23 protein-coding genes are annotated in these 24079 nt (G+C 46.9%); 9 read left to right on the plus strand and 14 right to left on the minus strand.

All coding sequences use genetic code 11. The features are described 5' to 3' along the window. Positions 1–672: 672 nt before the first annotated feature. The 3 genes from ABEQ74_RS23065 to ABEQ74_RS23075 all read right to left on the minus strand — a co-directional run bounded on the left by ABEQ74_RS23065 (position 673) and on the right by ABEQ74_RS23075 (position 5699). Entirely contained in the window at positions 673–3231 is a 2559-nt protein-coding gene (locus tag ABEQ74_RS23065) for a beta-mannosidase (RefSeq protein ID WP_430124503.1), read from the minus strand. A gap of 292 nt (positions 3232–3523) precedes the next feature. Next, positions 3524–4564, minus strand: coding sequence for a LacI family DNA-binding transcriptional regulator (locus ABEQ74_RS23070; RefSeq protein WP_430124504.1), 1041 nt, complete (start codon positions 4562–4564; stop codon positions 3524–3526). Between the two features lie 220 nt (positions 4565–4784). Beyond that, complete coding sequence (locus ABEQ74_RS23075; protein ID WP_430124507.1) at positions 4785–5699, minus strand: hypothetical protein; 915 nt, start codon at positions 5697–5699, stop codon at positions 4785–4787. Between the two features lie 488 nt (positions 5700–6187). On the opposite strand from ABEQ74_RS23075, the gene ABEQ74_RS23080 reads away from it, so the two are divergent. Beyond that, on the plus strand, positions 6188–7237 hold the full coding sequence (locus ABEQ74_RS23080; protein WP_430124508.1) for an S-layer homology domain-containing protein: 1050 nt from the start codon (positions 6188–6190) through the stop codon (positions 7235–7237). Between the two features lie 99 nt (positions 7238–7336). On the opposite strand, the gene ABEQ74_RS23085 is transcribed toward ABEQ74_RS23080, so the two are convergent. Next, positions 7337–7762 (minus strand): VOC family protein, encoded by a 426-nt coding sequence (locus ABEQ74_RS23085; RefSeq protein ID WP_430124510.1) that lies wholly within the window; start codon positions 7760–7762, stop codon positions 7337–7339. 112 nt (positions 7763–7874) lie between these two features. Further along, positions 7875–8771 (minus strand): putative RNA methyltransferase, encoded by an 897-nt coding sequence (locus ABEQ74_RS23090; protein WP_430124511.1) that lies wholly within the window; start codon positions 8769–8771, stop codon positions 7875–7877. A 434-nt stretch (positions 8772–9205) separates the two neighbouring features. Here ABEQ74_RS23090 and ABEQ74_RS23095 point away from each other — a divergent pair, with 434 nt between their 5' ends. The 3 genes from ABEQ74_RS23095 (at position 9206) to ABEQ74_RS23105 (ending at position 11543) form a co-directional block, all read left to right on the plus strand. After that, positions 9206–9724 carry a DUF6773 family protein gene (locus tag ABEQ74_RS23095; RefSeq protein WP_430124512.1) on the plus strand — a complete coding sequence of 173 codons (519 nt, stop codon included), beginning with the start codon at positions 9206–9208 and terminating at the stop codon, positions 9722–9724. 24 nt (positions 9725–9748) lie between these two features. Continuing rightward, positions 9749–9946 carry a helix-turn-helix transcriptional regulator gene (locus ABEQ74_RS23100; RefSeq protein ID WP_009594955.1) on the plus strand — a complete coding sequence of 66 codons (198 nt, stop codon included), beginning with the start codon at positions 9749–9751 and terminating at the stop codon, positions 9944–9946. 145 nt (positions 9947–10091) lie between these two features. Then, complete coding sequence (locus tag ABEQ74_RS23105) at positions 10092–11543, plus strand: erythromycin esterase family protein (protein WP_430124513.1); 1452 nt, start codon at positions 10092–10094, stop codon at positions 11541–11543. A 157-nt stretch (positions 11544–11700) separates the two neighbouring features. Here ABEQ74_RS23105 and ABEQ74_RS23110 read toward each other — a convergent pair whose 3' ends face one another. From ABEQ74_RS23110 to ABEQ74_RS23120, 3 genes are all read right to left on the minus strand, one after another. Continuing rightward, positions 11701–12378 carry a DUF4097 family beta strand repeat-containing protein gene (locus tag ABEQ74_RS23110; protein WP_430124514.1) on the minus strand — a complete coding sequence of 226 codons (678 nt, stop codon included), beginning with the start codon at positions 12376–12378 and terminating at the stop codon, positions 11701–11703. A 131-nt stretch (positions 12379–12509) separates the two neighbouring features. After that, complete coding sequence (locus ABEQ74_RS23115) at positions 12510–13121, minus strand: peptidase E (protein WP_430124515.1); 612 nt, start codon at positions 13119–13121, stop codon at positions 12510–12512. A 47-nt stretch (positions 13122–13168) separates the two neighbouring features. Continuing rightward, entirely contained in the window at positions 13169–13657 is a 489-nt protein-coding gene (locus ABEQ74_RS23120) for a DinB family protein (protein ID WP_430124516.1), read from the minus strand. A 109-nt stretch (positions 13658–13766) separates the two neighbouring features. Here ABEQ74_RS23120 and ABEQ74_RS23125 point away from each other — a divergent pair, with 109 nt between their 5' ends. From ABEQ74_RS23125 to ABEQ74_RS23145, 5 genes are all read left to right on the plus strand, one after another. Next, positions 13767–14714, plus strand: coding sequence for a helix-turn-helix transcriptional regulator (locus ABEQ74_RS23125; protein WP_430124517.1), 948 nt, complete (start codon positions 13767–13769; stop codon positions 14712–14714). 145 nt (positions 14715–14859) lie between these two features. Then, positions 14860–15243 carry a BlaI/MecI/CopY family transcriptional regulator gene (locus ABEQ74_RS23130; RefSeq protein ID WP_430124518.1) on the plus strand — a complete coding sequence of 128 codons (384 nt, stop codon included), beginning with the start codon at positions 14860–14862 and terminating at the stop codon, positions 15241–15243. Next, a complete protein-coding gene (locus tag ABEQ74_RS23135; protein ID WP_430124519.1) occupies positions 15240–16520 on the plus strand; it encodes a M56 family metallopeptidase in 1281 nt (426 codons plus the stop codon). Before ABEQ74_RS23130 ends, ABEQ74_RS23135 begins: the two co-directional genes overlap by 4 nt. A 14-nt stretch (positions 16521–16534) precedes the next feature. Next, positions 16535–17131, plus strand: a complete 597-nt coding sequence (locus ABEQ74_RS23140) for a copper amine oxidase N-terminal domain-containing protein (RefSeq protein ID WP_430124520.1) — start codon at positions 16535–16537, stop codon at positions 17129–17131. A 284-nt stretch (positions 17132–17415) separates the two neighbouring features. Beyond that, on the plus strand, positions 17416–18078 hold the full coding sequence (locus tag ABEQ74_RS23145) for a CatB-related O-acetyltransferase (protein ID WP_430124521.1): 663 nt from the start codon (positions 17416–17418) through the stop codon (positions 18076–18078). 180 nt (positions 18079–18258) lie between these two features. Here the strand turns inward: ABEQ74_RS23145 and ABEQ74_RS23150 are convergent, their stop codons facing one another. Genes ABEQ74_RS23150 through ABEQ74_RS23175 form a run of 6 tightly spaced genes read right to left on the minus strand, consistent with a single transcriptional unit; the run spans position 18259 to position 24064 of the window. Further along, the gene (locus ABEQ74_RS23150) at positions 18259–19422 is read right to left on the minus strand and encodes an N-acetylglucosamine-6-phosphate deacetylase (protein ID WP_430124522.1); all 1164 of its coding nucleotides are present in this window, start codon (positions 19420–19422) and stop codon (positions 18259–18261) included. Then, complete coding sequence (locus ABEQ74_RS23155; protein ID WP_430124524.1) at positions 19415–20203, minus strand: glucosamine-6-phosphate deaminase; 789 nt, start codon at positions 20201–20203, stop codon at positions 19415–19417. The genes ABEQ74_RS23150 and ABEQ74_RS23155 overlap by 8 nt, the downstream gene beginning before the upstream one ends. 20 nt (positions 20204–20223) lie before the next feature. Further along, entirely contained in the window at positions 20224–21252 is a 1029-nt protein-coding gene (locus ABEQ74_RS23160; RefSeq protein ID WP_430124525.1) for a Gfo/Idh/MocA family protein, read from the minus strand. Positions 21253–21304: 52 nt separating this feature from the next. Then, positions 21305–22321, minus strand: coding sequence for a Gfo/Idh/MocA family protein (locus tag ABEQ74_RS23165; RefSeq protein ID WP_430124526.1), 1017 nt, complete (start codon positions 22319–22321; stop codon positions 21305–21307). After that, positions 22318–23181, minus strand: coding sequence for a sugar phosphate isomerase/epimerase family protein (locus tag ABEQ74_RS23170; RefSeq protein WP_430124527.1), 864 nt, complete (start codon positions 23179–23181; stop codon positions 22318–22320). The genes ABEQ74_RS23165 and ABEQ74_RS23170 overlap by 4 nt, the downstream gene beginning before the upstream one ends. A gap of 58 nt (positions 23182–23239) precedes the next feature. Beyond that, positions 23240–24064: a carbohydrate ABC transporter permease gene (locus ABEQ74_RS23175; protein WP_430124528.1), complete on the minus strand. Its 825-nt coding sequence runs from the start codon at positions 24062–24064 to the stop codon at positions 23240–23242. Positions 24065–24079 lie beyond the last annotated feature (15 nt).

Raw genomic sequence — 24079 nt, forward strand, 5'->3', positions numbered from 1 at the left:
CTGATGTCGTCTTTTTTGATGCGAGGTTTATATGCGCCTCTTACTTCTGGCTCCCATAGCATCGCTATGTCCGCCTGTAGTTTTTTTGCATCGCTCCGCATGCGGATGATTCTTCCGATCTCTGTTGCCCCCAGATTTCCATGAATGAATAAGGCTAACGTAGAAATCCGGGGGCAAAGGAGACCGCTGCCGCTTCTCCAGAATCATTCCGCCTTCTCCGCTGGAGCACTACCTTTTGGTAGACATTTATTGTTGGCATTTCTTCGATGCACTTCAAGTAACCCTAAAAAAACGAACGTTTAAAAAGACGAACAATCAGCTGCGGCGCAGCTATTCTCGCCTTTTTTGGGAGGGGGAGTGAAAGGGAAAGTCGTTCTGTACTATGTATACACGAGTTATTGGGCAAAGATTAAAACAATAATTACTGGCGTTCTATATTCCATATTCTGTATATCATCGTCATTCTCCCAATAAGGGCGGCGATCAAGAACAGTTCTCAGACAGTTAGGTGGCAGTCTTTTTCCGAGAAAGATTTCAGAAGTTCGCGCTTCTCCTTGTGCCCATGATGCATGGTCGGGCATGCTTAGATGGTTGTTGACCAATGCAAACAAGCCGCAACTTCACCCGAATGGGTTGGGCTGCGGCTCTTTTTCTAGGGAATTTATTATATTCTTAAACCGTCACTACCATCGCTGGGTCGATGCAGTCGGCCATGGATCGAACTTCGACTTGGCCTGGCTTGTCAGGTACGAATGCCTGCTCTCCGTTATCTCGGCGGCTGAAGGAAATCGTCACAGGAATGCCAGGAATCAAATCAAAGTAATTGTCGCTGTAGAAGCCTTCCTTCTCAGCGGATAGCCAGACATGGCGGGCAAGCATATTGCTCTCCAGTACAAACGTTGTGCCTTGGCTTCCCTCAACTTCTTTCACGCTGATGGATGGGTTGTGCAGACGAAGATGCTTGTCATTCACGAAATAGAATGTTTTGCTGTCGACCAAGGTTTCATTCTGGAGCAATTGCGCCAGAAGCACAACCTGGGATGGATCATGTCCGTCAAGCAGCTCATCGGTCAAGGTGCGGAATACTACAAGTGACGCTTGCTCTTCTGCATGGATTGGCTGTTCTGATACATAGAGTTCTTTACCGTTAAAATCGAAGAGCTGAATCTTCAGCGTGCCCTGAACCGTTTCCGAAATATCGGATACAAGATGAACCCGAATCTCTTGTTCCTTGGATTCAATCGAAAGGCTGACATCCCGGAAGCTGCGCTTGGCTACATACTGCAGTGCTTTCCATCTGCCGAGGTAATCCATACCCGCCCACGAAGCGACCGGCCAGCAGTCATTCATCTGCCAATACAGCGTCCCCATACAGTACGGCTTGTTGCGGCGATGGGCTTCGATCGCTATCTTCATCGCTTCAGCCTGCTGAATTTGGCTCATATGCAGGAAAGCTTCAAAATCTTTTGGCTCATTATAGTATTGGTCCATATAAGTCTTGATCAAGCGGTTGCCGGCACCGTTCTTCTGATGCGCCAGCATGATTTTGGACTCCAGCTCCATATCGCTATCTTCTGCATAGGTGCGGACCGTTTTCGGTTCGGGGAAGGACTGGAACCCGTATTCACTCATGAACCGGCCGACATACAGATTGTAGTTATCAAACGGCTCCGTGTTATGCCACACGCCCCAGTAATGAATATCTCCGCTCGTTGTAGACGGATTAGCATGCTGCTCCTTGTCATGGCTGAGCGATACCAATGGGGAAGATGGCCAATATTCCGCTCCCGGCGCAAAACCGGTTACGGCCTCAGGAAGAATCTCATGGAATACCGCTTCGTAGTCGCTCCAAATCTTCTCACGAAGTTCCCCAGTATAGTTCTGCTTCCAGCCCCAGCCGCCTTTCTCTTCATAGTGGGACCATGCGCTATCAATCTCATTGTTGCCGCACCAGAGCACAATGCTCGGATGATTCCGCAGCCGCACCAGATTCTCCTCAGCTTCCAGTCGAACATTCTCCAAAAATGCCTCGTCGCCCGGATACATGCTGCAAGCGAACATGAAATCCTGCCATACCATAATTCCGTATTCATCACACAATTCGTAGAATACATCCTGTTCATAAATACCGCCGCCCCATATGCGCAGCATATTCATGTTGGATTCCGCAGCAGACGCGATTTCATGGCGATAACGTTCCGCCGTAACTTCTGTTATGAAGCTGTCGTTCGGAATATGATTTGCCCCCTTGGCAAACACAGGCGTGCCGTTGAGCTCAATGTAGAAGGAAGTGCCGCGCTCATCCTTCTCTCGTACCAGCTTCACCGTGCGCAGACCTGTTCTAACCTTTTTCTCCGCGACCTTCCGCTCTGCTTTCACAAGTTCCGCCTGGAAATCATACAGATTGGCCTCGCCAAGCCCGCGGCTCCACCACAGCTTAGGCTTAGCAATCGTAAGCCCCAGTTCAACCGTATGACGCCCCTCTTCAAGGTTCACTTCCTGTTCCCATACCTCTCCGTCTGCCGTCACACGCAGCACCCCTTGCCAAGCCTGCACCGCTTCGATGGTAGCTGCAGCCGTAACCCTTGCCATTTCAGCCGTAACCTCGTCCTGACGGATGAACAAATCATCTATACGGACTTCCGACCAGGCTTCAATGCGGACTTCCCGCCAGATGCCGCTGGTCACAAAGCGCGGCCCCCAATCCCAGCCGTAATGATAAGGAGCTTTACGTGCAAAGATACTTACTTTCTGATCACCGAGACCTCCAAGCTCAGACTGATCATTCGAAGCCGGCAGCGGATATCCAAGATTCTCAAGCTTCGGCAGATCCTCCTGGATCGGGGATCGAAAGCGAATGTTAATCACATTTTTAGAATCCTTAAGATACGATTTCACGTCAATCCGCCACGAACGGAACATATTATCCGCGGAAAGCATCTTCGTTCCGTTCACATATACATCCGCATAAGTGTCCAAGCCATCAAACACGAGATCAACCCGGGATTGAGCACTCAGATTGGGATCAAGGTCAAACGTCGTTTCATATTCCCAATCCTTCTTGTCGATCCACTGCAGATCATGCTCGTTCGTCCCGTAGAAGGGATCAGGGATTTTGTCATTCTTCAACAGGTCGGTATGAACACATCCTGGCACCTGAGCCGGAAGCCACTCGGATTCGTCGAACGCTTTGAATTTCCATTGGTTTAAAATCATAATGTTATTATTCATGATGGTCTCTCCATCTCCTTTTCGTTATTAATGTTTTAATAAAAATAACACCCGGGTATATAATCGTCAATATTAATTATTATAAAAATAACAAATATAATAACAAAAATAATCAGACATAAAATATCTGAATTGGGTTCCTTATCTGCAATAAGCAGCTATATATCAAGTGAATTAATGAATTCATGTCTTATAGCTCTACTCAAATTCAAACCCCATGTTATTTTGTTATGAAAAAACCCCGATGCCATACACGACATCGGGGTTCATACAAAACGATATATAGAGCTTATTATTGATCTGTCTCGCTTACTACGTTAGTAAATTCCCTAACAAGAACATCCGCCTGGATGAGCAATCTTTCATAGTTCGTATCAGAATTCAATATACGCCAGAGTAATTGATCTACGGCTCGCATCCCGAGCAATTCCTTATCTACATTCACCGTTGCCATAATCGGCAGATGATCGTGAGTATTATCGAAACCAGTCACTTGTACACGACCCGGTACATCAATGCCTTGTTCCTTGAGTGCGTCCATAACGAACACTGCTGTCATATCATTGGCGCATACAAACACTTCCGGCAGTTCCATGACGGCAAGAGCTTTCAATAGCGCTTCGGATATATTCTCAACCTCGGGGCTAATTAGGGAAGGTACCTGCTGATGCTCTATTTGATATTCCTCCAATGCGGATGAGAAGCCGATCCAGCGCTCCCGGAAGCTTTGGGCATCTCCGATATTACCTATGAATTGGAACCTCTTGTATCCCCTACTGATCAGCTTGGTCATAATTTGTTTCATGCTGTGCATATTGTCAGTGAATACGGTGTCCGATTGGAATGCAGGGTCCATATGATCCACCATGACAACAGGGATGTTGAGCTTCTTGATTTCCATTAAATTTTGCGTGGATACTGAGCCAACCGTCACAATCCCAAGAATCCCTTGCGGATTCAGAAGACTGAACATATGATCATTAGAAGGCTCCGTCAATGTTAGAATATCAAGTCCCTTTTGATTGAGCCGTACAGATATTCCATCAAACACTGGACCCCAATACAGCGATTCGCGATTTTGATGACGAACATTCGGAAACAGGACAAGAACGGCTCCCGCCCACTTTCTGTTCTCCGGCTCCTGGAGCTGCTGATTTCTTCCCATTGATGGATTAGGCTGGTCTTTGAAATATCCCAGCTGCCCGGCAGCCTTCAGAATCATTTCCCTCGTCTGCGAGCTGACACCCGACTTTCCTGATAAAGCGCGAGATACCGCAAATTTAGACAGCCCTGTGAAATCGGCAATTTCTTGAATCGTCACTTTCGTTTTCATTATTATCAACCTACTTAAGTAAGAATTTATGTTCCATTTTACATGTTATTTGTGTTATCTTTTGTTAGGTTACAAACATAATAATATTTAAAATGGCAGCCGAAGTCAAAGATTTCTCAGGTGTTTTCCTATTTTCATTTGCAAAAAATAAAAGCCGTCTGGGTTGGCCTCTTCAGACCCTCCCGGACAGCTTATCATCTTAGTGTTACATTTTATAGTATTATGGTTTATCTACAAGCAGCGCTTCCCACTGCAAGCCCTCTCCAGTGATTTCGATCCGCAGGTCAGATATGCTCTGAAGCGTCTCTTCCCGGCGCGTCTCAAGGGCGAGTACGGTATCTTTGTATAGCTGATCTATTGATTTCTGTGTTTCTTTCTCCATACTCGCTATTTCGGACTTTCTATCCGCATTGCTCTCGGACAGTTCTGCCGAGTATTCCTTAAACAGTTTATTGTATTGACTCTTGGCTGTTGCTTTACTGATTTTGCCACGAGCATATTTCCACATTGGACTGTTCAGATAAGTCGAGCTGGATGCATTCTTGAGTTTCCACATCGAGCTGTTTAGATAAGACTCATTGACAGTATTTTTCATTCTCCAAGCGGGGCTGTTCAAATAATCGGGGTTAATCGCCTTCTTGTATTTCCACATCAAGCTGTTCAAGTAGTCTTCATTCATTGACTTGTTGAGCTTCCAGAGTGTGCTGTTTAAATAATCCCGATCTGCGGCGTTCTTATACTTCCACATTGGACTGTTTAAATAATGAGGATTGATATAACGTTCATATTGTGCCAGTTTGTTGTTCATATCGCGGTTTCCTTCGTATCTCAACTTCAGCTGAGACAGATCGGCCTGCAGCTTCTCATTCCACTGTTTTTGATCCTCCAGCACTTTTTTCTCCAGCTGTTTCAGGGACACTTGACTTGCATCATAAAACTGCTTGTATTTCTTATCCACTTGCTTCTGATAAGCGTTATATGCATTTACCGTTTTCTTATTATAGGATTTATACTCACTCCATATTTGATCAATCCATTTTTGATCGGCTGCATGAACCGTTGTTAGCGGCATTAATACTGAAACGGTCAGCAACAAACTGCAAATGATCAAACATGACTTCCGAAACAATCTCATCGAATACCTCGCTCCTCTTTTCAAGATAGTAGAAAACCGTCTCGCGACGCTCTCTCTTTTGTAGGCTTACTACATATACGATGTTAACTTACGAGATAAGGACGACATCATTCTGCTGTTTATGCTTCTTATCTCATAGTTAAGGGATATTTTACCTAAAGATATGACATCTTCCAATAGGAATTCTGGACCCCTAACTTTTTTACTACTTACCACATGACACATGATCACTTTCTAATGAGCTGGCAAGAGCTTCTTATTCCCATGAATATTCCAGAAACCCAGGTATATTCAAGGACATTCCTTCCCTTATCTTTAAAATGCAGGCACACCCTTAGTCCTGTAGTCCCTAAGTATCGACAAAGTTAGTTAGCTAGTTATAACAGCTCATCTTTTGTCAGATCTGCTGGTAGAGGCTTGACCACCTGAAAATCACACTTATACAATGTATTTTGTAGTATTTTACAAATTGTAGATGGAGGATGAAGATGTTGAAGTTCAGGACACTTTGTGTGCCTATACTCCTGGCTGTCTCTTTGTTCGTAGGAGCTGGCAGCGCTTTCGCCGGGGTTACTTTTCGGGATATTGATAACCACTGGGCAAAAACGACCATTGAATGGGGCGTCGACAAAGGGATTGTCAACGGTTATGCCAATGGAATGTTCATGCCCAATCAGAATGTGACCGAGGCTGAATTCATTCGCATGCTGGTTGTCGGCATCACAGGCAAGGACCTGCAGGAGAACTATTTGACCGAACTTTGGTCGGATAAATATTATAATTTTCTGCATTTCAAGAACTATCCTGTACACGGATTCGCTGACAAATCCAAGCGCAGCCAATACATAACACGGGCCCATGTGGCCGAGCTGATATCCAGCGCCGATGGCGTGAATTACGATGGAAATCAAGCTATACAATACGTCTTGGGTAAAAAGTACGCACAAGGCCGGATCAAGGGCGAGAACACGATTGAAGGCTATGTGGGCAGCGGCACCATTACGCGCGCCGAGGTACTTCAACTGATCAAAAATCTGACCGACCGCGGAATGTCGAACCTGTATGATCGCCCTACTGCTCCGAGTGCGAACGCCATGCTTCCGAAGCTGCCAACGCCATGGGATATCTACCGGGACGAGATGTACCTCGTGATTCGCCAGAAGGTATTCTCGAAATACAGTGGTTACCGCATCTATGATGACGGATTAAACAAAATCATCATGACCAGCACGAAGCAAACTGGTGAAACGGATTATGCCGTATCCGTTCAATTCGAGCCGCAGATTATGCAGTTCAGCGGGATCGCCTTATCCAATGCTGCCGATAAAACACAGCGCAGCATGCTAACCGAGCTCCTTCAACTGTATGGCTTCCCGGTCGATTCCTCTTTCCTAGCGAAGGTAGACTCCGCCGAGAAGAGCAAGAAGGTGATCGAGCTCAAGGTCAGCGGCAAGACACTTGTGATCGATCCGCTTGTGGCAAGCCCTGCCGGGCATGTCCAAATCTATTATAAGTGGTGGGATGAGTCCCGCGCTTAGATTAGGAAACTCCATTTCGCTCTAATTCAAAAAGGCCCTGACCGCAAATGGTCAGGACCTTTTTGAATTAATTAAGCCAACAAAGAGTGGCATCTGCTTCTACGCTTCGACTTCAGTCGAGATATTCCAGTTTACGCCGTATTTATCCTCTATGATCCCGTAGGCCGGGCTCCAGAATGTTTCCTGCAGCGGCATAACCACCTTACCGCCTTCGCTCAGCGCTCCATATATCTGTTTGGCATGCTTGGCATCATCGGTCATGATACAGATTTGGACCTTATTGCTGGATTGGACCGGTTGACCGGGAAATGTATCCGATAACATTAAGACGGTCTCTCCAACCTTAAGATTTGCATGGGATATGCGGTCCCGCGCGCTTTCGGGCAGCGGAAAATCCGGGTTCGCCGGCATCTCGCCAAAGGTTTGAACCATGACGATTTGAGCATCCAAAGCTCTCTCATAGAACTGAATAGCTTCCTTAGCGTTTCCATCCATAAACAGATACGGATTCAATCGAAGTGCCATACGATAGTCAACCACCTTATTTTTAATATTTTCACCGATACTCTATTATCTCCCAAGCCAGATCAATTTAGCAAAATATAACGGTATTTTTCTGTGAAAAATCCCCCTATTGTTATTCCTCATTCCATCCATACAAAAGCATAAAGTCTGCTGTAACCTCCATCTCTTCATCCAGTATTTGTCCGATGGCCTCAGGTGAAGCATTCCAGGATAACGGTGTCATACGAATCAGTTGTTTCATCTGGTCGGTATCCAGAACGACACGATACTGTACCCGTTCGGTATCCACTTGCTCAAAGTGGCGACTGAACAGTTCAATTGTGCTGTCATTAGAGTAAGTTTCCTTGCCTGTCCCGGTATAGAACAAGGTTCTAAGTTCCTGCAAATACAAGCTATGCGGGATTACCTTCACCAACGCTCCACCTCTCGCAAGCAGCCGCCTAAACTCAGAATAATTGGAAGGTGACAGGATGTTCAAAATGTAATCAAACTGCCTGTCAGCAAATGGGCTTTGGGATAAATCGGCCACACACCATAGCGAGTCCGGGGATGTCTTGGCGGCCATAACGATGCCTTCTTTGGCAATATCCATGCCCACACCAAGAACATCAGGAACCACGGAGTACTTCCCAAGCTTACTTCTTATGGTGGATAGATGGGAGCCCTCCCCGCAGCCTGCATCAAGCAGTCTTACAAGCTTCTCTGATTCCCTCGGCTTCAGCTCCTGGATCAGGCGACTCGTTACCGCTTCGACCAAGGGTTCGAAGAAGCCGCTGCCGCTGATCGACCTGCGAGCCTCAAACAGTGCCTTATCATATTTGGTTCTGGATGAATGGTTCAGCAGATTTACATACCCCTGCTTGGATATATCATAGCAATGCCTATTCTCGCATTCCAGGCTGGCCGATCGTTCTACCTTCATCGAACCGCCGCAAATCGGACATCTAAAAATCTTCTCATGTATCGATAGCAGTTGTGCTTTTTTTAATATGCTTTCATTATTGGACACAGCAAAATCACCCTTTCATTCGTTGTACGAAATGAAAAAGGCACAGATAAATAAACTCTGGCCGCAGTCGTCAAAAAAAGGGCCGAGCTTACTTGGATCTGTACCTCACATTATCGTAAGCGAATGAAATGGATCATTGAACAAACACACTCCTGTCATCAATTCGGGCACAAGAGTTGCCCTTTCTCAATTTTAACACGCGGGAATAGAATGTACACCTTCGGTCCAAAAGTGCGGATCAGCAAATGTATCAGGATAAGCTCGGCCGTTGAAAGATGCTGTGAATTTCTTGAGGACAACTCTACTTCCTCGCTCGATAAGACAAATATTAAAATCAAAATGACATATATATATTGCAAAAAGACGTAAATACTATTACAATGCATGTATCCAGAAAATCTTAGTAACGTATCTCTAACCAAAAGGAAGGAATGATGAGCTTGAATTGGTTTAAGAAAAAGTCGGTGGTTGAGGATGAGCGTATCGTCAATCTGAAGAACAAGTTATACAAAGAGGTTTACGTCTTGATCATGATCATTTGCAGCATTTCCGTCATTATTAAATCTTTTATGCAGCCCGAAGCGGAATCGGTCTGGTTGGAAATGCTGATCATTGTGGGAGGAAGCTTATATTTCGGGATTCGCAGTGTGGGGCTGGGCATTTACTCGGATGAAGTGGAGGTCCATGACCAGCGAAGCAAAATTCCGTTCAGCAAGCGCACGGCGATCTGGGGGCTTATTATCGGGGTTATCTTCGCACTCTATTTAGGAATTCACAGTGCGGTTTTGTATGGCAACGGCAACAGCGCAACTGAGATCAAATATTTCTTGACCGTATTCATCTTTTCACTGATTATATACATCCCGTTCTTTGTCGGTCTGAACATCGTAACTCACTACGGTGCAAACAAGATGAGCCAGAAAATGTCGAAAGACGATGATCTAGATGAATAGAAAGGGATAACAGGTGACTTCCGTATGAAAAATATCAAACTGAAGATGGCCCGGGTCGAGAAGGACCTGTCGCAAGAAGAACTGGCCCAAATTGTCGGTGTTTCCAGACAAACCATCGGTCTGATCGAGCTGGGAAAATATAACCCGTCCCTTAGTCTTTGTGTTGCCATATGCAAAGCACTATCTCGTACTCTCAATGATCTGTTTTGGGAAGAGGACTAACACTGATACAGCCGTACAGTTCTATAACCCCCCTGTTATATCGATATTAGGGAGGTGATGCCACGTTTCAGAACAAGAACCTTAATGGTGAGTTTATTTTATAACATAAGAATATTATTAGATCATGATGAAGGAGTGACCCGATATGCCGCTACACAAGACCAAAAAAGCATTCACGATATTTCTGCTCACCGCTTCCATTGCGGGGGGTTCCTTACTCACTGACGGTAAAATATACGCTTCCGCCCCGGATGCCATACAAGGTCAGGTTACTGAGGTAACCATGGCCCGAACTTCTGATGAAAAGATTGCCGAGTGGGAGAACTGGGCCAAAGACTATGTGTACCGATTGGATACGATCCAGCCCTCTAACACAGCCAATAGCACAAACCAATATAAGGATTTGGCTATGCTGAAGCCGCTCCTGCATGACAAACGCATTGTGTTTTTGGGGGAAAGCTCCCACGGCGTTGCGGAGTTTAATCTGGCGAAGACCCGGTTGATCCAGTTCCTCCATCAAGAAATGGGGTACAATGTGCTCGCCTTTGAGAGCAGCCTTGGAAATAGCTCCTTGGCTTACAGCCTCTCTGGGCAGCGGAGTGCAGAACAAACGATGAAGGATTCCATCTTTGGTGTCTGGTGGTCCAAGGAAATATTGCCATTGTTCGAATACATCCAAACGGCACGAACCAGTGAGAGTCCGCTCATATTGACCGGGTTTGATATGCAGCTGCAATACCCGCTGTTGGACGGACAGTGGCTCCAGGATAAGGATGTGGCCAAGCGCCTTGTGGAGGCTGAACAAACATTGTCCGATTACTCACTCGGTACGGATCTTGCCGCTTACCGCAAAGAGAAGAATCAGCTGATTCAAGTATACAACGATGCCATTAAATCCTTGAAAACAGAGGCAAACGAGGCTCATTTGAAACAATTATATCCGGATAACCCCAAGCTCTCTATGCTGCTGGAACGAAGCCTGAACGACCGGATTCGGGTAGCGAAAGAGTATGTAGAACTCTCCATCGAATCGACTCTCGGTTTGGAGAGCGGGGATTATGCTCCGTTTTTGGAATCCATGGAATGGCGGGATCAAGCGATGCACGATAATCTCATGTGGCTGGTTTCCGAGGTCTATCCAACGGAGAAATTCATCGTCTGGGGACACAACGACCACATCCGCAAAGCTCAAACCGAAGTTATGGGTACGCCATATCCGGTTTCCTTAATGGGAGAGAAGCTCTCGAAGGAAATGAAAAAATACAGCTACGTGCTCGGCTTGTATCCCGCAAGCGGGCAAACCGCCGATAATATGGGGAATGTGCATGATGTTTTGCCGGCAGAGCCGGGCTCCATTGAATCGATTCTGTCGGCGGCAGGCGCGCCGTATACCTTCGTTGACCTGCGGTACCAAAAACGTGAGGCAGGTAATTCATGGATGTTGGAGCCGCGTTATGCCTACAGCTGGGGCATGATTCCCGAAAGCCTAATCGCGCGCGATCAATACGATGGCATTCTGCTTATCGATGACGTAAACCCACCGCAATATATAAGATCCTCTACTTCATCCAAGGCTTCTGTGCCTGCCGAAGAATAAAATGCTATCATTCTTTTTTGCCCACTAAGAAATTTTCATAGATCAAGATGACAAGCATCCCCTGATGGTCTGCTTCTAGCTCACATAAGCTGTGAACGCTAGGAAAGGACCCATACGGGGGATGCTTGCTTTTTCTTACGTTCCGTTGATTTAAACGTTATTTGACCGAGATGTTTCCCGAGGAGGTTTTGAGCTTCACCTCATGCCGGCCATCACCCGAGCGCCCTTCTGTCTTCCGGTTACTCTGCTTGCTGTCCTCGAGCGGAACAGCAATAGATCGACGTCCACTTCCCGATTGCAACATCCATGTTGCATCAGGCGGTTCTTCATCGAGTTGAATGTTCACGTTTCCGCTTGTCGCTGATACCTCGACGTCATTATTTAAATGGAGGAACGCAAGTGAGATATTCCCGCTTTTCCCCTTCACCTGGAAGCTGTGATTATGCAACCCGGTTCCTGTTACATTGCCGGAAGAACCATCAATTATAACCTTCCCTTCATAATTCGCAGGAATTTTCACGCTAAGCTGGGGCATCTTACCGATATTCAACATCCGAGTGATATCGTTATCCAAATGAATCTTTATCCGATCGCCCTTCTTATCAACTACAGCCCCTGCGGACTTGCTGTTTCTGAGCAGCGAAACTTCCAATGCCTCCACATCTGCTGTCTCAACATACAAGGTTGTACTACCATGGTCGATCTCCAGCACTTCAACCTCCTCAAGCGTTACGCGCTGTAGATTCCCATTTTCGTCCGTGGAATTGCATGCACTGAGCAAGAGCAGGGTTAGGGTCCATAGGATTGCAGCAACTGTACCTGTATATCGTTTCATAAACATTCTTCCCCCCTTTCAACATTGAAGCTATTGTACAGGATGACGCAACGTCAGTTTCAAGCTAATATCCTTGGTAAAGATAAAAAAAGGATGGCGAGCGCCATCCTTCAATCATCGAATCGAATTTTTTAATGAACAGTTATATTATGATTCTCCACTTGAATTACTTGTGTATTGGAGATAGGCACAAGTTTTAATTGGGAATTATAGTGAGCCATTAAATCATTAGCAGCATCTTTAAAAGGTTCGTTGTTATAATGCGGAACAGGATAAAAATCGATAAAGTTTAAACCCTCATACGATTTCAATGCTGGCGCTTTACCTATATCATCCATAAATTTAACATACTCTATATTAGGCGATGTTATGATAGATCCCGCTGATTCTCCAACATACAATTTTCCCGAAATAACTTGATCTGCTATGATCTTGTCTGCTCCTGATCTCCGCAGCTCTTGTAACAAGTAGAATGTATTTCCACCAGATACATAAATAATGTCATTTCGTTCGAGCTTTTCTTTGATCTCCTCCAGCCGTGCTGTTGAAATATCAAGCTCATCAACGACGACTCCCAACTTTTCAAAAGCTTCTATTGCTGCACATATATAATGTTTGATTTCTTCGGATATACTCGCAGTCGGAATAAATGTTACACTCTTCCCTTTCAGGTCCTCGCCAACGAAATCCCTAAAAAGATCAACAACATCCTTAAATGAAGATGTCAAGAACATATTCAGCATCTCTAATTCTCCTTAAATTTATTACTCGGGAAATATTAGGGTTCCCCTTAATATAAATCAAACATATTCACTTCATAGCCCTGGGCTTTCAGGTAATTGAATAATTGCGCCCGATGATGTTGGGCATGCGTGACGATTTCGATCAGCCACTTGGCTTGCGTTGAACCGTGCTCCAGGTAGAAGGGCTTTGTCTTTTTGTGCATAAACTCTTCATCCGTAAGATCGCTCATGTAAGATTTAAGAGCCGCAAGCCCTGTTGTCATCGAAGCAGTCAACTTGTCCTTGTCCACGCCGTCTGCGGCAATGTTCGCCTCCACCTCGCGGATCTCTGCTTCGCTTTTCTCTTGCAGAATCAGTAGGTCCGTTTCCGGCACCGAAACCAGATGGTGCACCAGCTCCTGAAGCGACCTCATATTGTGGGCTGGTCTATAATCCCAATGCTCTGCCGAAATTTTGCCGATCAGATTTGTACTGGTCCTAACGATAAGCTCCAGCTCCTCGAACAATAGCTGCTTCATTTCCTTCAATTGACTCACATCCATCACTCCATTTCCAGTTATAAGGTGTTTCTGGGTTCTAAGGTCAGTATAACGTATAATAGTGACAACTATTGTCATAGTCATCAAACGATTCGGAGCTGATTCTATGTCCAAATCCAAACGTCTCATCGAGCTGATGATGACCGTTAACCGAATGCGAAAATTTACCGTAAGAGAACTGGCCGATCAGTTCGGCGTATCCCCTCGCACGATTCTAAGGGACCTGCAGGAGCTAAGTGAGCTGGGGGTCCCACTCTATTCCGAGGTAGGACCGCATGGCGGATATCAGGTACTGAAGGAACGAATTCTCCCGCCAATCGCTTTTAGCGAGGAAGAAGCGGTCGCCATGTTTTTTGCCAGCCATGCCCTGCGTCACTATCTATTTCTTCCCTTTGAAGCTGAGTCATCTACCGCACTTCAAAAATTTTATTATTACATGCCAGGTGATGTCCGTGACCGGATTGATCAGATGAAGAACCGGGTGGATTTTCATACGCACACCAGACAGCAAAAAGCCGAATACCTTGAGATTCTCCTGGATGCTGCTGTTGAGCAGCGAGTCGTTACGATAGAATACGAAACCATAGATGGCTGCGCGGAGCGGAGGATCCAACCTGTCGGTGTCTATGCAAGCAACGGTTTCTGGTATTGTGCCGCATATTGTTTTCTGCGCGATGGCTTTCGCCTGTTCCGTTGTGACCGCATGCAGTCTGCGGCGTATGATACAACCGGAATCAAACCGCGGGATCACCGCCATATCCATCTGGGCAATTGGAGGGAATACGGCGAGGAGTTATCAGCCTCTATACGAATGGTCGTTGATCTGAGCCGGGAAGGTGTTCAGCGCTGTGAATCGGAGTTATGGCCAGTGCCCCATATTGATATTCAGCCCGATGGAAGCGGACGGCTCGATCAGAGCGTTCCCGCCGGCGAGATGATGTATTTCGCTAAATTTTTTATCGGCTTAGGAAACGAAGCAACTGTCAGGGAACCCCGTGAGATGGTGGATCGTATGAAGGAAATTCTGACGGAGATGTTAGCAAAATACGATTAGGGATGGATTCTCCGGCCGAACCCTTCTGAAAATACTTCTTAAAATACAAAAAATAAATGAATAACAATTATTGACAACTGCGACAACTTGTCGTATATTCTCATTACGACAAGTTGTCGCAGTAACGATTAGAGGTGCGCACTCAATGAAAAACCTAGGAAGATTGTCCGAAACAGAAATAGAGATTATGGAGGTGATCTGGAAGTTAGAAACAACATCCGTTACCGTCAACCGTCTTATGGAGATTTTCAAAGCTAAGGACTGGAAAACGTCAACCTTATCGACGATCTTGAAACGGCTGATTGAAAAAGGCTTCTTAACAAAATCCATGAGCGGCAAAACGAATTATTACACTCCTACTTTAACGCTAAGTGAGTACAAGAAGTACGAAACCCAGTCTTTTCTTAGCCGCCTATACAATGGGAAAGCCAAGAATTTTATTGCTGCTCTGGTTGAAGACGATGAGCTTAACCAAGATGACATAGCAGAGTTAAAAGAGTGGTTTGCACGTAAGGATGGTAAAGAATGATGATAGCTTTAGTCTTGTCTCTTATCACTTCGTCAGTCGTAGGTACATTCATCTGGATGATACAGAGCGGTACAAAGTCCGCCACCCAGAAATGGTTCTCTCCGACTTGGCATTATTATACCGTCCTGATTCCCGTGTTCTTTCTTCTTGGTGGATCAGAGATCATCAACAGACTTGCCCCTTTTATACGTTCCGTGTTACCTACTACAAGGTCAGGTCTGGAATCAGGAGTGATTTCAGAATCCCCACATTATGTCACTCCAATAGAACAAACAGGAACAAACAGCTCGTTATTTATGAAGCAATTGTTTGACTATCTGTTACGGTTGGAGAACTTAAAGGAATTTGCACTGATCGCGTCTATCATTTGGGCCGTCGGAGCCACTGTTTTTCTACTCGTGAATCTCCATAAATATCGGACATTTAAACGAATGATCCTGCAAGATAGCTGGGTATATGATACCGTACATTATCCTGTTAAGGTCATTGTAAGTGCCCATGCGACAACGCCCATGGCTATGGGCTTGTGGAAACCGATGGTTGTATTGCCAGACACTCCATTTGGAGAGAAAGAGCTTGCCATGATCCTGTCTCACGAACTCGTTCATATAAAGCGTGGCGATCTCCTTGTAAAGCTGCTGGTTCTTATAGCAAATGCGGTTCATTGGTTTAATCCGGCGGTTTATTCACTCAATAAACAGCTAAATGCACTTTGTGAACTCTCTTGCGACGAGAAGGTCGTTCAGAAAATGAATATGGAAGACCGGAAAGTCTACGGAGAGACCCTTCTATCCATGCTGGAGTATGGCGTTATGCAAAAGAATGTCGTCTGTACCAGCAGTTTATGCAATCCCAAGAAATACATGAAAAGGAGACTACTAAATCTCATGAATGTAAAGAAAACGAATAAGTCCATGATCACGCTGTCCCTTATTGCTACGATGTTGATGATTGGAAGCGGCGGTGCGGCTGCTTATGCCGCCGGATCAGTCGTACCTCTTACAAAGGAATTTCAGGGCGCTAATGTCACAGTCACTAATCCCGACGGAACCGTTGTATCGTTTGATAACGATGGTAAGAGGGTAACAGCACAGCCCAAAGATAGCTACACGCCGAAGAAACTAACCCTAGAGGAAATCGAAGTCCGTATTAAGAAACATATTGAAAAGGGAATAACGGTACCGCAAGGTTACATCAATGAACTTCCACAAAAGAACCTGGATGCGCTCAATGAGACTTATGGCTTGAAACTTCAGAAGTCAAATGTTAATAAATAATTGGAGATGATATCTTGTTTAGAACAAAGTGGAAATTTATCACAGCTGCGAGTTTGCTATTTATCCTGATATCCGGTAATCTAACGTATGCTGCCGAGAACTTCTTTTGGTCAGACACAGAACCAACCCCTTCCTGCTATACAAGCCGTGAAGGCGACTCTAGCAATATAGGTTTGGTGGTGGACGGAAAAAGAGAACAACAGGATATCCCCACTTGCGCAGAAGCTAAGAAAAATCGCGTCTTGGTTCTTGTGAATGGGAAATATCTGCAAACCATATTTGGAAGCGGAGCCGAGCCATTTATTGAGAATGGACGGACGATGATCCCGTTAAGAGCTCTTGCCGATGGATTCGGGTTTGAAGTGACTTGGAAACCGAGCGAACAAAAGATTGTGCTGGAAAAGGGCAATCAAACGATTATCTTGTTTATCGGACAATCGGAGATGCAAGTTGACGGCAAGAAAGTAGCTTTGGAAAATGCCGTGCCTATGATTAAAAATGGTGTAACGTTCTTACCCGTCAGGCAGCTTGCCGAAGTGCTGGGTGTTAAAGTCAACTGGGATAACAAAACAAGAACAGCTACATTTTCGGATAACAACGATATATCGTAGGTTTTCGATAATCAAACCAGCGGGTGGCGATTGTTTCACCGGTTATACTTCCCTTCCCCGATAACTGACATAGGTAGAGCTATATTTTCAAAGAATCTATTTATATAAGGAGCGTGTGTATCGTAAGTTTGACGATAAGATCATTCTTTTGTTACAATCTCACCAACACATAGGAAAAGGATGAGGACGATGGTTCGTCGTTTGATAAGGTTTAAGAATGTCGCAACTGTATTAAGCTTCTAAGTAAAAATCATATATTCTACTTAGAAGCGAGGAAATAGAAAATGAAACAGCATAGGTTCGAACACTGGTCAGAAATTAAGTATTTAAAGGATATTGTCACTAACCCAATGATTACAGTAGGAGATTACTCTTACTATTCCGGTTATTACGATCATCATGATTTTGAAGATGGTTGTGTTAGATACCTGTGGGGAGATGAAAAATCCAGACAGTTGTTTAACCCCATTGAAGATTATGGTTGGCATATAGATAAATTGATTATTGGAAATTACGTATGTATTGCAAGTGGCGTTATTATTTTAATGGGTGGAAATCATAATCATCATTCGGAATGGATAACCGTGTACCCGTTTGCAGATCAGATTGAAACTTCCTACGCACCAAAAGGTGATACCGTAATCGAAAGTGATGCCTGGATTGGAATGAATGCCATGATTATGCCAGGTGTAACCATAGGTGAAGGCGCAATTGTAGCGGCTGGTTCGGTTGTTGCCAAAGATGTACCACCATATACGATCGTGGGCGGTAACCCTGCTAAAGTGATAAAAAAACGCTTTACGGACGCAGAAATTGAAAAGTTAAAGGAAATGCGCTGGTTCGATTGGGAACGCGAGAAAATTGAACGGGTCAGTCATATCTTATCTAGTTCTTCCGTAGATCGATTATATGAGTTTTATCAAAAAGAAATAAAGCCGCGCGTTTAGATCCAGACTTCTCATAGCATGATAATGCAAATATCCCTTCTTGAAATTCAAGAAGGGATATTTTTCGTTTACTATAAAATTTCCGAATAGACTGGTTTGCCAGATTGTGCCCTGCTTGAACTGCTAATCCTCTTCCACGAGATACTAAGGATATCGATGGATGATTGATATTTCTAGCATCTACCGCTCCATCCGGTATACCGAATGTCCACCCTTGACGGTCTCCAAAATGCGAAGCCTCCCCTTGCGCTTCTCTACCAGCACAAAGTCGGCTTGGGCGCCTCGCTTCAGCCCATATCGGTCCGCTTGCCCCATCGCCTGCGCCGGAAGTGTAGAAGCCATCTCCCAGGCATCGGCGAATGAGCATAGTCCTGATTCCGCTAATCGACATACCGCATCGACAAGCATCATGGCCGAACCGGCCAGCAGTTCAGGCTTCCGGGCAAGATGCAATCTGCCTTCGGGCGTTAGGACGACATTCCCGCCGATATGAGTTTCGTACTCTCCCGGCGGCATTCCACTTAAATATACAGCATCGCTGACGAGCAGCGACTTGGACAACTTGGCGCGAAGGATCACCTTGATGACCGAATCTGGCAGATGATTTCCGTCCGCGATCATCCCTGCCCACAGCTCATCATGCGCAAGCTGCTCCCATATATAATTCGGATGGCGCGGTAGCGTCAGATGTGCCCCATTGCCAAGATGCGTGGACATGGTAGCTCCAGCGGCTACGGCTTCCCTGATTTGCTCAGGCGTGGCAGCGGTATGGCCGATCGATGCAACGATTCCCGCCTCTGCACACGCTCGGATGAATCCCGCTGCTTCCGGCCACTCCGGCGACAAGGTCACGATCCAGATCCGGTTTCCCGATGCTGCCTGCCATCTCATGAACAGCTCCCAATCCGGTGCCTTGATGTACCGCGAATCATGCGCTCCCTTCGGCCCTTCCTCCGGAGAAATAAAAGGGCCCTCCAGATGAATCCCACCTATAGTTGAACCGACCCGCTCATCCTCCCGGCAAGCCGCGTCAATAACACGCAATAATTGTTCTATCTCTTCATCGCCGTTCGTAATAACAGTGGGATAGTACAGGGTTACGCCTTTTTCCCATAAACGCCTTGTTGCCTGGATTACCGTATCGACAGTAAGGGGCAGCGAATTGAAATCATGGCCGTAGCCTCCATTAATCTGAAGATCGATTAATCCTGGAGCGATCCATGTCTCACCATCGCCATGTCCAGGAACTACTCGCTCTATTTCCCCGTCAGGATTCCATGCGAGCTGAGTCCACTCACCTGTAACATAATGCCGCCCTGCACGAACCCTTTCTTGGCTATTCATTCCTGATCTCCCCGTAAGATTCCTGATCCACGTACAGCGTGCAATCCGGATGCCGCCTAAGGATACTTGCAGGGCAGGCCTCGCTTATATCACCATACAGCGTTTTCTGCACGGCTGACCGCTTGCTTGCGCCCGGAACGATGCAGAACAAATGGGTCCCCGACATTAGAGCTGGAATCGTGAGGGTTAGTGCATATTCCGGAACCTCCTCCAGACTCGCAAAGCAGCCGTCATTCACCTGCTGAAGGCGGCAGGCCTCATCCAACTTGACCTGCTTCACCCATAACGGATCGGTAAAATCGGCAACAGGCGGATCATTAAAGGCAATATGCCCATTCTCACCAATACCGAGGACGACCATATCAATCGGCGCAGCCGTGATTAAGCGGCTGTATCGATCACATTCTGCTTCAGGATCATTCATGCCATCGATCAGATGCACCTCGCCAGGGGATACCTGATCAAACAACCGCTGGGATAAGAAGTTCCCGAACCGCTGCGGCGCCGACGAGGGCAGGCCGATGTATTCATCCATATGAAAAGCCGTTACCCGGCTCCAGTCCAATCCTTCCGTTTGAACCAGTGCCGCCAGGCATTCATTCTGCGACGGGGCGGCTGCAAACACGATGCGAATCCGCTCCTTCGCAGCCAGAAGGCGCTGCATCGCTGCGCAAATATCAGCGGCTGCCGCCTTTCCCATTGCTTCACGCCCAGCATGGACGCGAATCTTCAGTTTATCCTGCACCTCTTCAAGAACAGGCTTCAAGCTGTGGCCGGACATGATAGGCTCACCTCCATATTCTAGGATACTGCTGTTCCCGTTTGCAGTTCGATTTCTTGGCGCTGCCTCGAAGCCTCATAAGTACCAAGAATAATCTCCAGTGAATGTCTGCCTTCCTCCCCGGTAATCACAGGCCTGCGGCCTTCTCGCACGGCAAGTGCCATATCCCGGATCTGCAGTCGGTGACCGTCCGGGATCACTTTAAACGGTTCGAATTCTGGCAGCTCGACTTGCACGCCATCGATTTCAAGGGATACGATGGTATCTTCTTCAATAATGAGCACGCCTTTATCCCCGTGGATGACCAGGCGCTGCCCCTTCCCGTCACAAGCTGTGGTCGTGATCTCAAGAACGCCGAGCGCTCCGTTTACGAATTCAAGCGCAGCGATTACCGTGTCTTCAACTTCGATGTCGCGCAGCACGGCTTTGGCCTTCGCCGACAAGGAGGCGACGGGTCCAACAAGCCATTGCAGCATATCCACGGTGTGAATTCCCTGGTTCATCATTGCGCCGCCGCCATCCATCTCCCAAGTCCCGCGCCAGCCAGCACTGTCATAATAGGCTTGATCCCGGTACAGCATGACATACGCCGAACATAAGCTAAGCTTTCCCAGCCGCCCTTCCTGAATGACCTGCCGGGCAAACTTGGCCTGTGGGGACATGCGCCGCGGAAAGACGGTGGCAAGCAGCACGCCGTTCTCAGCACAGACTTCAATCATACGCTCGACATCTTCAAGCCGGATCGCCATCGGTTTCTCCACCAGCACATGCTTGCCCGCCCGGGCAACCATCGCTGTCTGCTCTCCATGCATACCACTCGGTGTGCAGATACAGACCACTTCCACATCCTCGCGTGCCAGCAGTTCTTCCATCGTGCTGCAAATGTCGCCTCCGTACGTTTCAGTCAGCTTGGCCGCCGCTTCGCGTTTCGGATCGAATACAGCGACAAGTTCTGCCTCCTCCGTATTCGAGATACCTTGTGCATGAATGTTCGCAATAATTCCGCAGCCGATGATTCCGAACCGGACCGACAGCTGTTTCTCCGTCATGTTCTTCACGCCTCCCCTATGCATTGTTTGCTGTATGCTCTTATCCACCTTTTTACTCCCGCAAGAGAATCTGTGCCCCTTCATCGGCCTTTACCGTGGCCTCCGAAGCTTTATAAATATCGTCAAACGAAATCATGCAATCTTCTCCCTCAATCCTGCTCAGGAAATCCTGGGCGAGTGAAAATGGGGGGGATGCCAAAGGCATCGAACGAAGCTCCTGTTCATTGATAACAAGCAGAACCTCATCGCTCGATAGTAAGGGATCGCCTTCCAGCCGAATTTCCGCAATACCAAGCGTTCCCGTAATGAATATCCGGCCATCTCCCCAAGTCCAGCTTCCTGCAGGTGTATGCCAGTCCGCGTAGAGCTGTGCCGTTATTCCCCCGTTCATGATGACCTGCACACCGGCAGTATCATAGAAGGTCGGGTATTCAGGCAAAATATGCTTCGCCATATAACTGGATACTGATTTCACTTCCCGCCTTGTCAGCCATCTCAGCAGATCGAAATCATGAACGAGGAGGTCATTCAGGATCCCCCCGGATTGCACTCTATCAAAATGCCAGGCCGGGCGGGTATCCGGATTCAGCCGATGCGGCTTACGCATCGCAATATGAACAATGTCGCCCAATTCTCCGGATTCGATCAACTGTTGAACCGTATGAAGGGAAGGACGAAAACGTTCAGTCAGCATCATGCCTACCTCGATTCTTCCCCGCTCCATAACCCCTCGCAGCCGGAGAAGCCCAGCCCGATCCGTTACCGCAGGCTTGTCAATCATGATGGGCTTGCTGTGCTGTTCGCACAGCTCGATAACATCCATCTTCTCATTATTAATCGCCGCACACCCAATTACAGCCACCTGTTCATCGTTCAGCAAGCATTCCCGATCCTTGATGAGTTCCAAATCATAACGGTCGGCGAGTGAACGAGCTAACCGCTTATTCTCTGGTTCGTATACCCCTGCACATTCGTAACCCAGTGCCTGCATCTCCTCAATGAATATGCCGATGTGAGCATGCTGGCAGCCGATAATTCCAAATTTCCGTCCCTGCCCGATCCCGATCATTCTGGCACCTCCGCTTCCTGCAGCCATTTCTTAATAACCAGCAGATCGTAAGCGAGGCGTTCCTTCGGCGGATAGGGAGCCGCGCATTCCAGCGTCAACCAGCCCTGATACTGCTGCTGTCGAAGTCCTCTAAGCAGCCCGCTATGGTCCACCTCTCCTTCACCAAGGCGGCATTGCAGAAAGAACTCTTCTCCATGACGAGTCAAATTCTTGAAGGTTCCGGGCTCACCCACCTGCCCGATCCGCTGTTCATCCTTGATATGCACATGAAACAACCGGCTTCCAAGCTGCCGAACAGACTCTTCCCCATAGTCCGTGTCCGTGATATACATATTGCCTGCATCATGAATCACACCGACATGATCCTCACCGATTAAATCCAGCAAACGAAGGGCGCTGTCCGTCGTTTCCACCAGACTCTGGTTATGAATCTCCAGTACAATCCGCTTTCCTGCAGCCCGGGCCTCCTCCGCACATTTTTGAATCCAGTGAGCGGCCTTGGCATAATGATAGTCCTCTGCCAGGAAGGCGTTCGGCCCTCCCTGAAAGATGCGCAGCATCTCTGAGTTCAACATGACTGCCCGCTCCAGCAAACCCATAAACTGATCATAGGCCACGGCGCAATCCTCGTCTCCACTTGTTGAGAAATGCCCCATATACCCTGCCAATGCAGGAATCGAAAGACCGTACCCATCCGCAATCGTCTTCATCTCGCGCACACGCGGAAGTGAGGTCTCCGGGCTTAAATGCGGCTCTCGACACGCAATCTCGATGCCATTAAACCCGAGCTCCGCGCAGATTCCCATCGCTTCGTGGATGCTGTAATCAATTAAAGATCCACTGAATGCAGCTAACTTCATCTTGTCTTACATCCTTTCCTTGGATCACAGCATGTCTCACTTTGCTGATAAATGTCCATTACTTGATTCCGGCCATATTGTGGTTTTGCACAAAATACTTTTCTGCGAACAGGAACACCAGCAGGATTGGAACAAGACTGACCAGTGCTGCCGCAATCATCAGCTGCTCATTACCGGTCCATTGTCCGGATAAAGAGAGGATACCGATCGGCAGCGTATACTTCTCATTCGAAGTCAAATAGATAACAGGCGTCAGAATTTCATTCCACTTGCCCATGAACGTAAAGATCGCCAGTGTCGCCAGTGTAGGCCTGGCCATCGGAATGAAGATCCGCAAATAGATCTGAAATGGATTACAGCCCTCCATCTTGGCCGCTTCCTCATATTCCTTAGGAATATTCATGAAAGCCTGCCGCATGAGGAATATCCCGAACGGTTGAGCGAGCCATTCAATGATCCAGAGCGGCGTGAGGGTATCCAGCATGTTCAGCTTATTAAAAATGATAAAGTGCGGAATGATGATCACGACGGCCGGGATCATCATCGTACCCAGCACCATCACAAACAACGTACTTTTCAGCGGAAAACGCAGCCTGGCAAATGCATAGCCAACCATCGAGCAAGAGATCAAGGCGCCGATGACAGACAAGACGGCTACGAAAATACTGTTCAGTGTATACCCTCCGATATTCCCTAGCTTGAATACCTCAGCATAATTGGCCCACTGAAATACCTCGGGAATCCAGCGGGGCGGCACCGTTGTATATTCCTTATATGTTTTTAAAGAGTTCATGAATGCCGACAAGAACGGCACAATCATAATGAGTGAGCTGATTCCGATCAGCACATATCCGATGCTTTTGCCCAGCAGCCTTCTTCTCATGTCAGATTCCTCCTT

Source organism: Paenibacillus solani, assembly GCF_050475945.1.
GTDB classification, from domain to species: domain Bacteria; phylum Bacillota; class Bacilli; order Paenibacillales; family Paenibacillaceae; genus Paenibacillus_AQ; species Paenibacillus_AQ solani_A.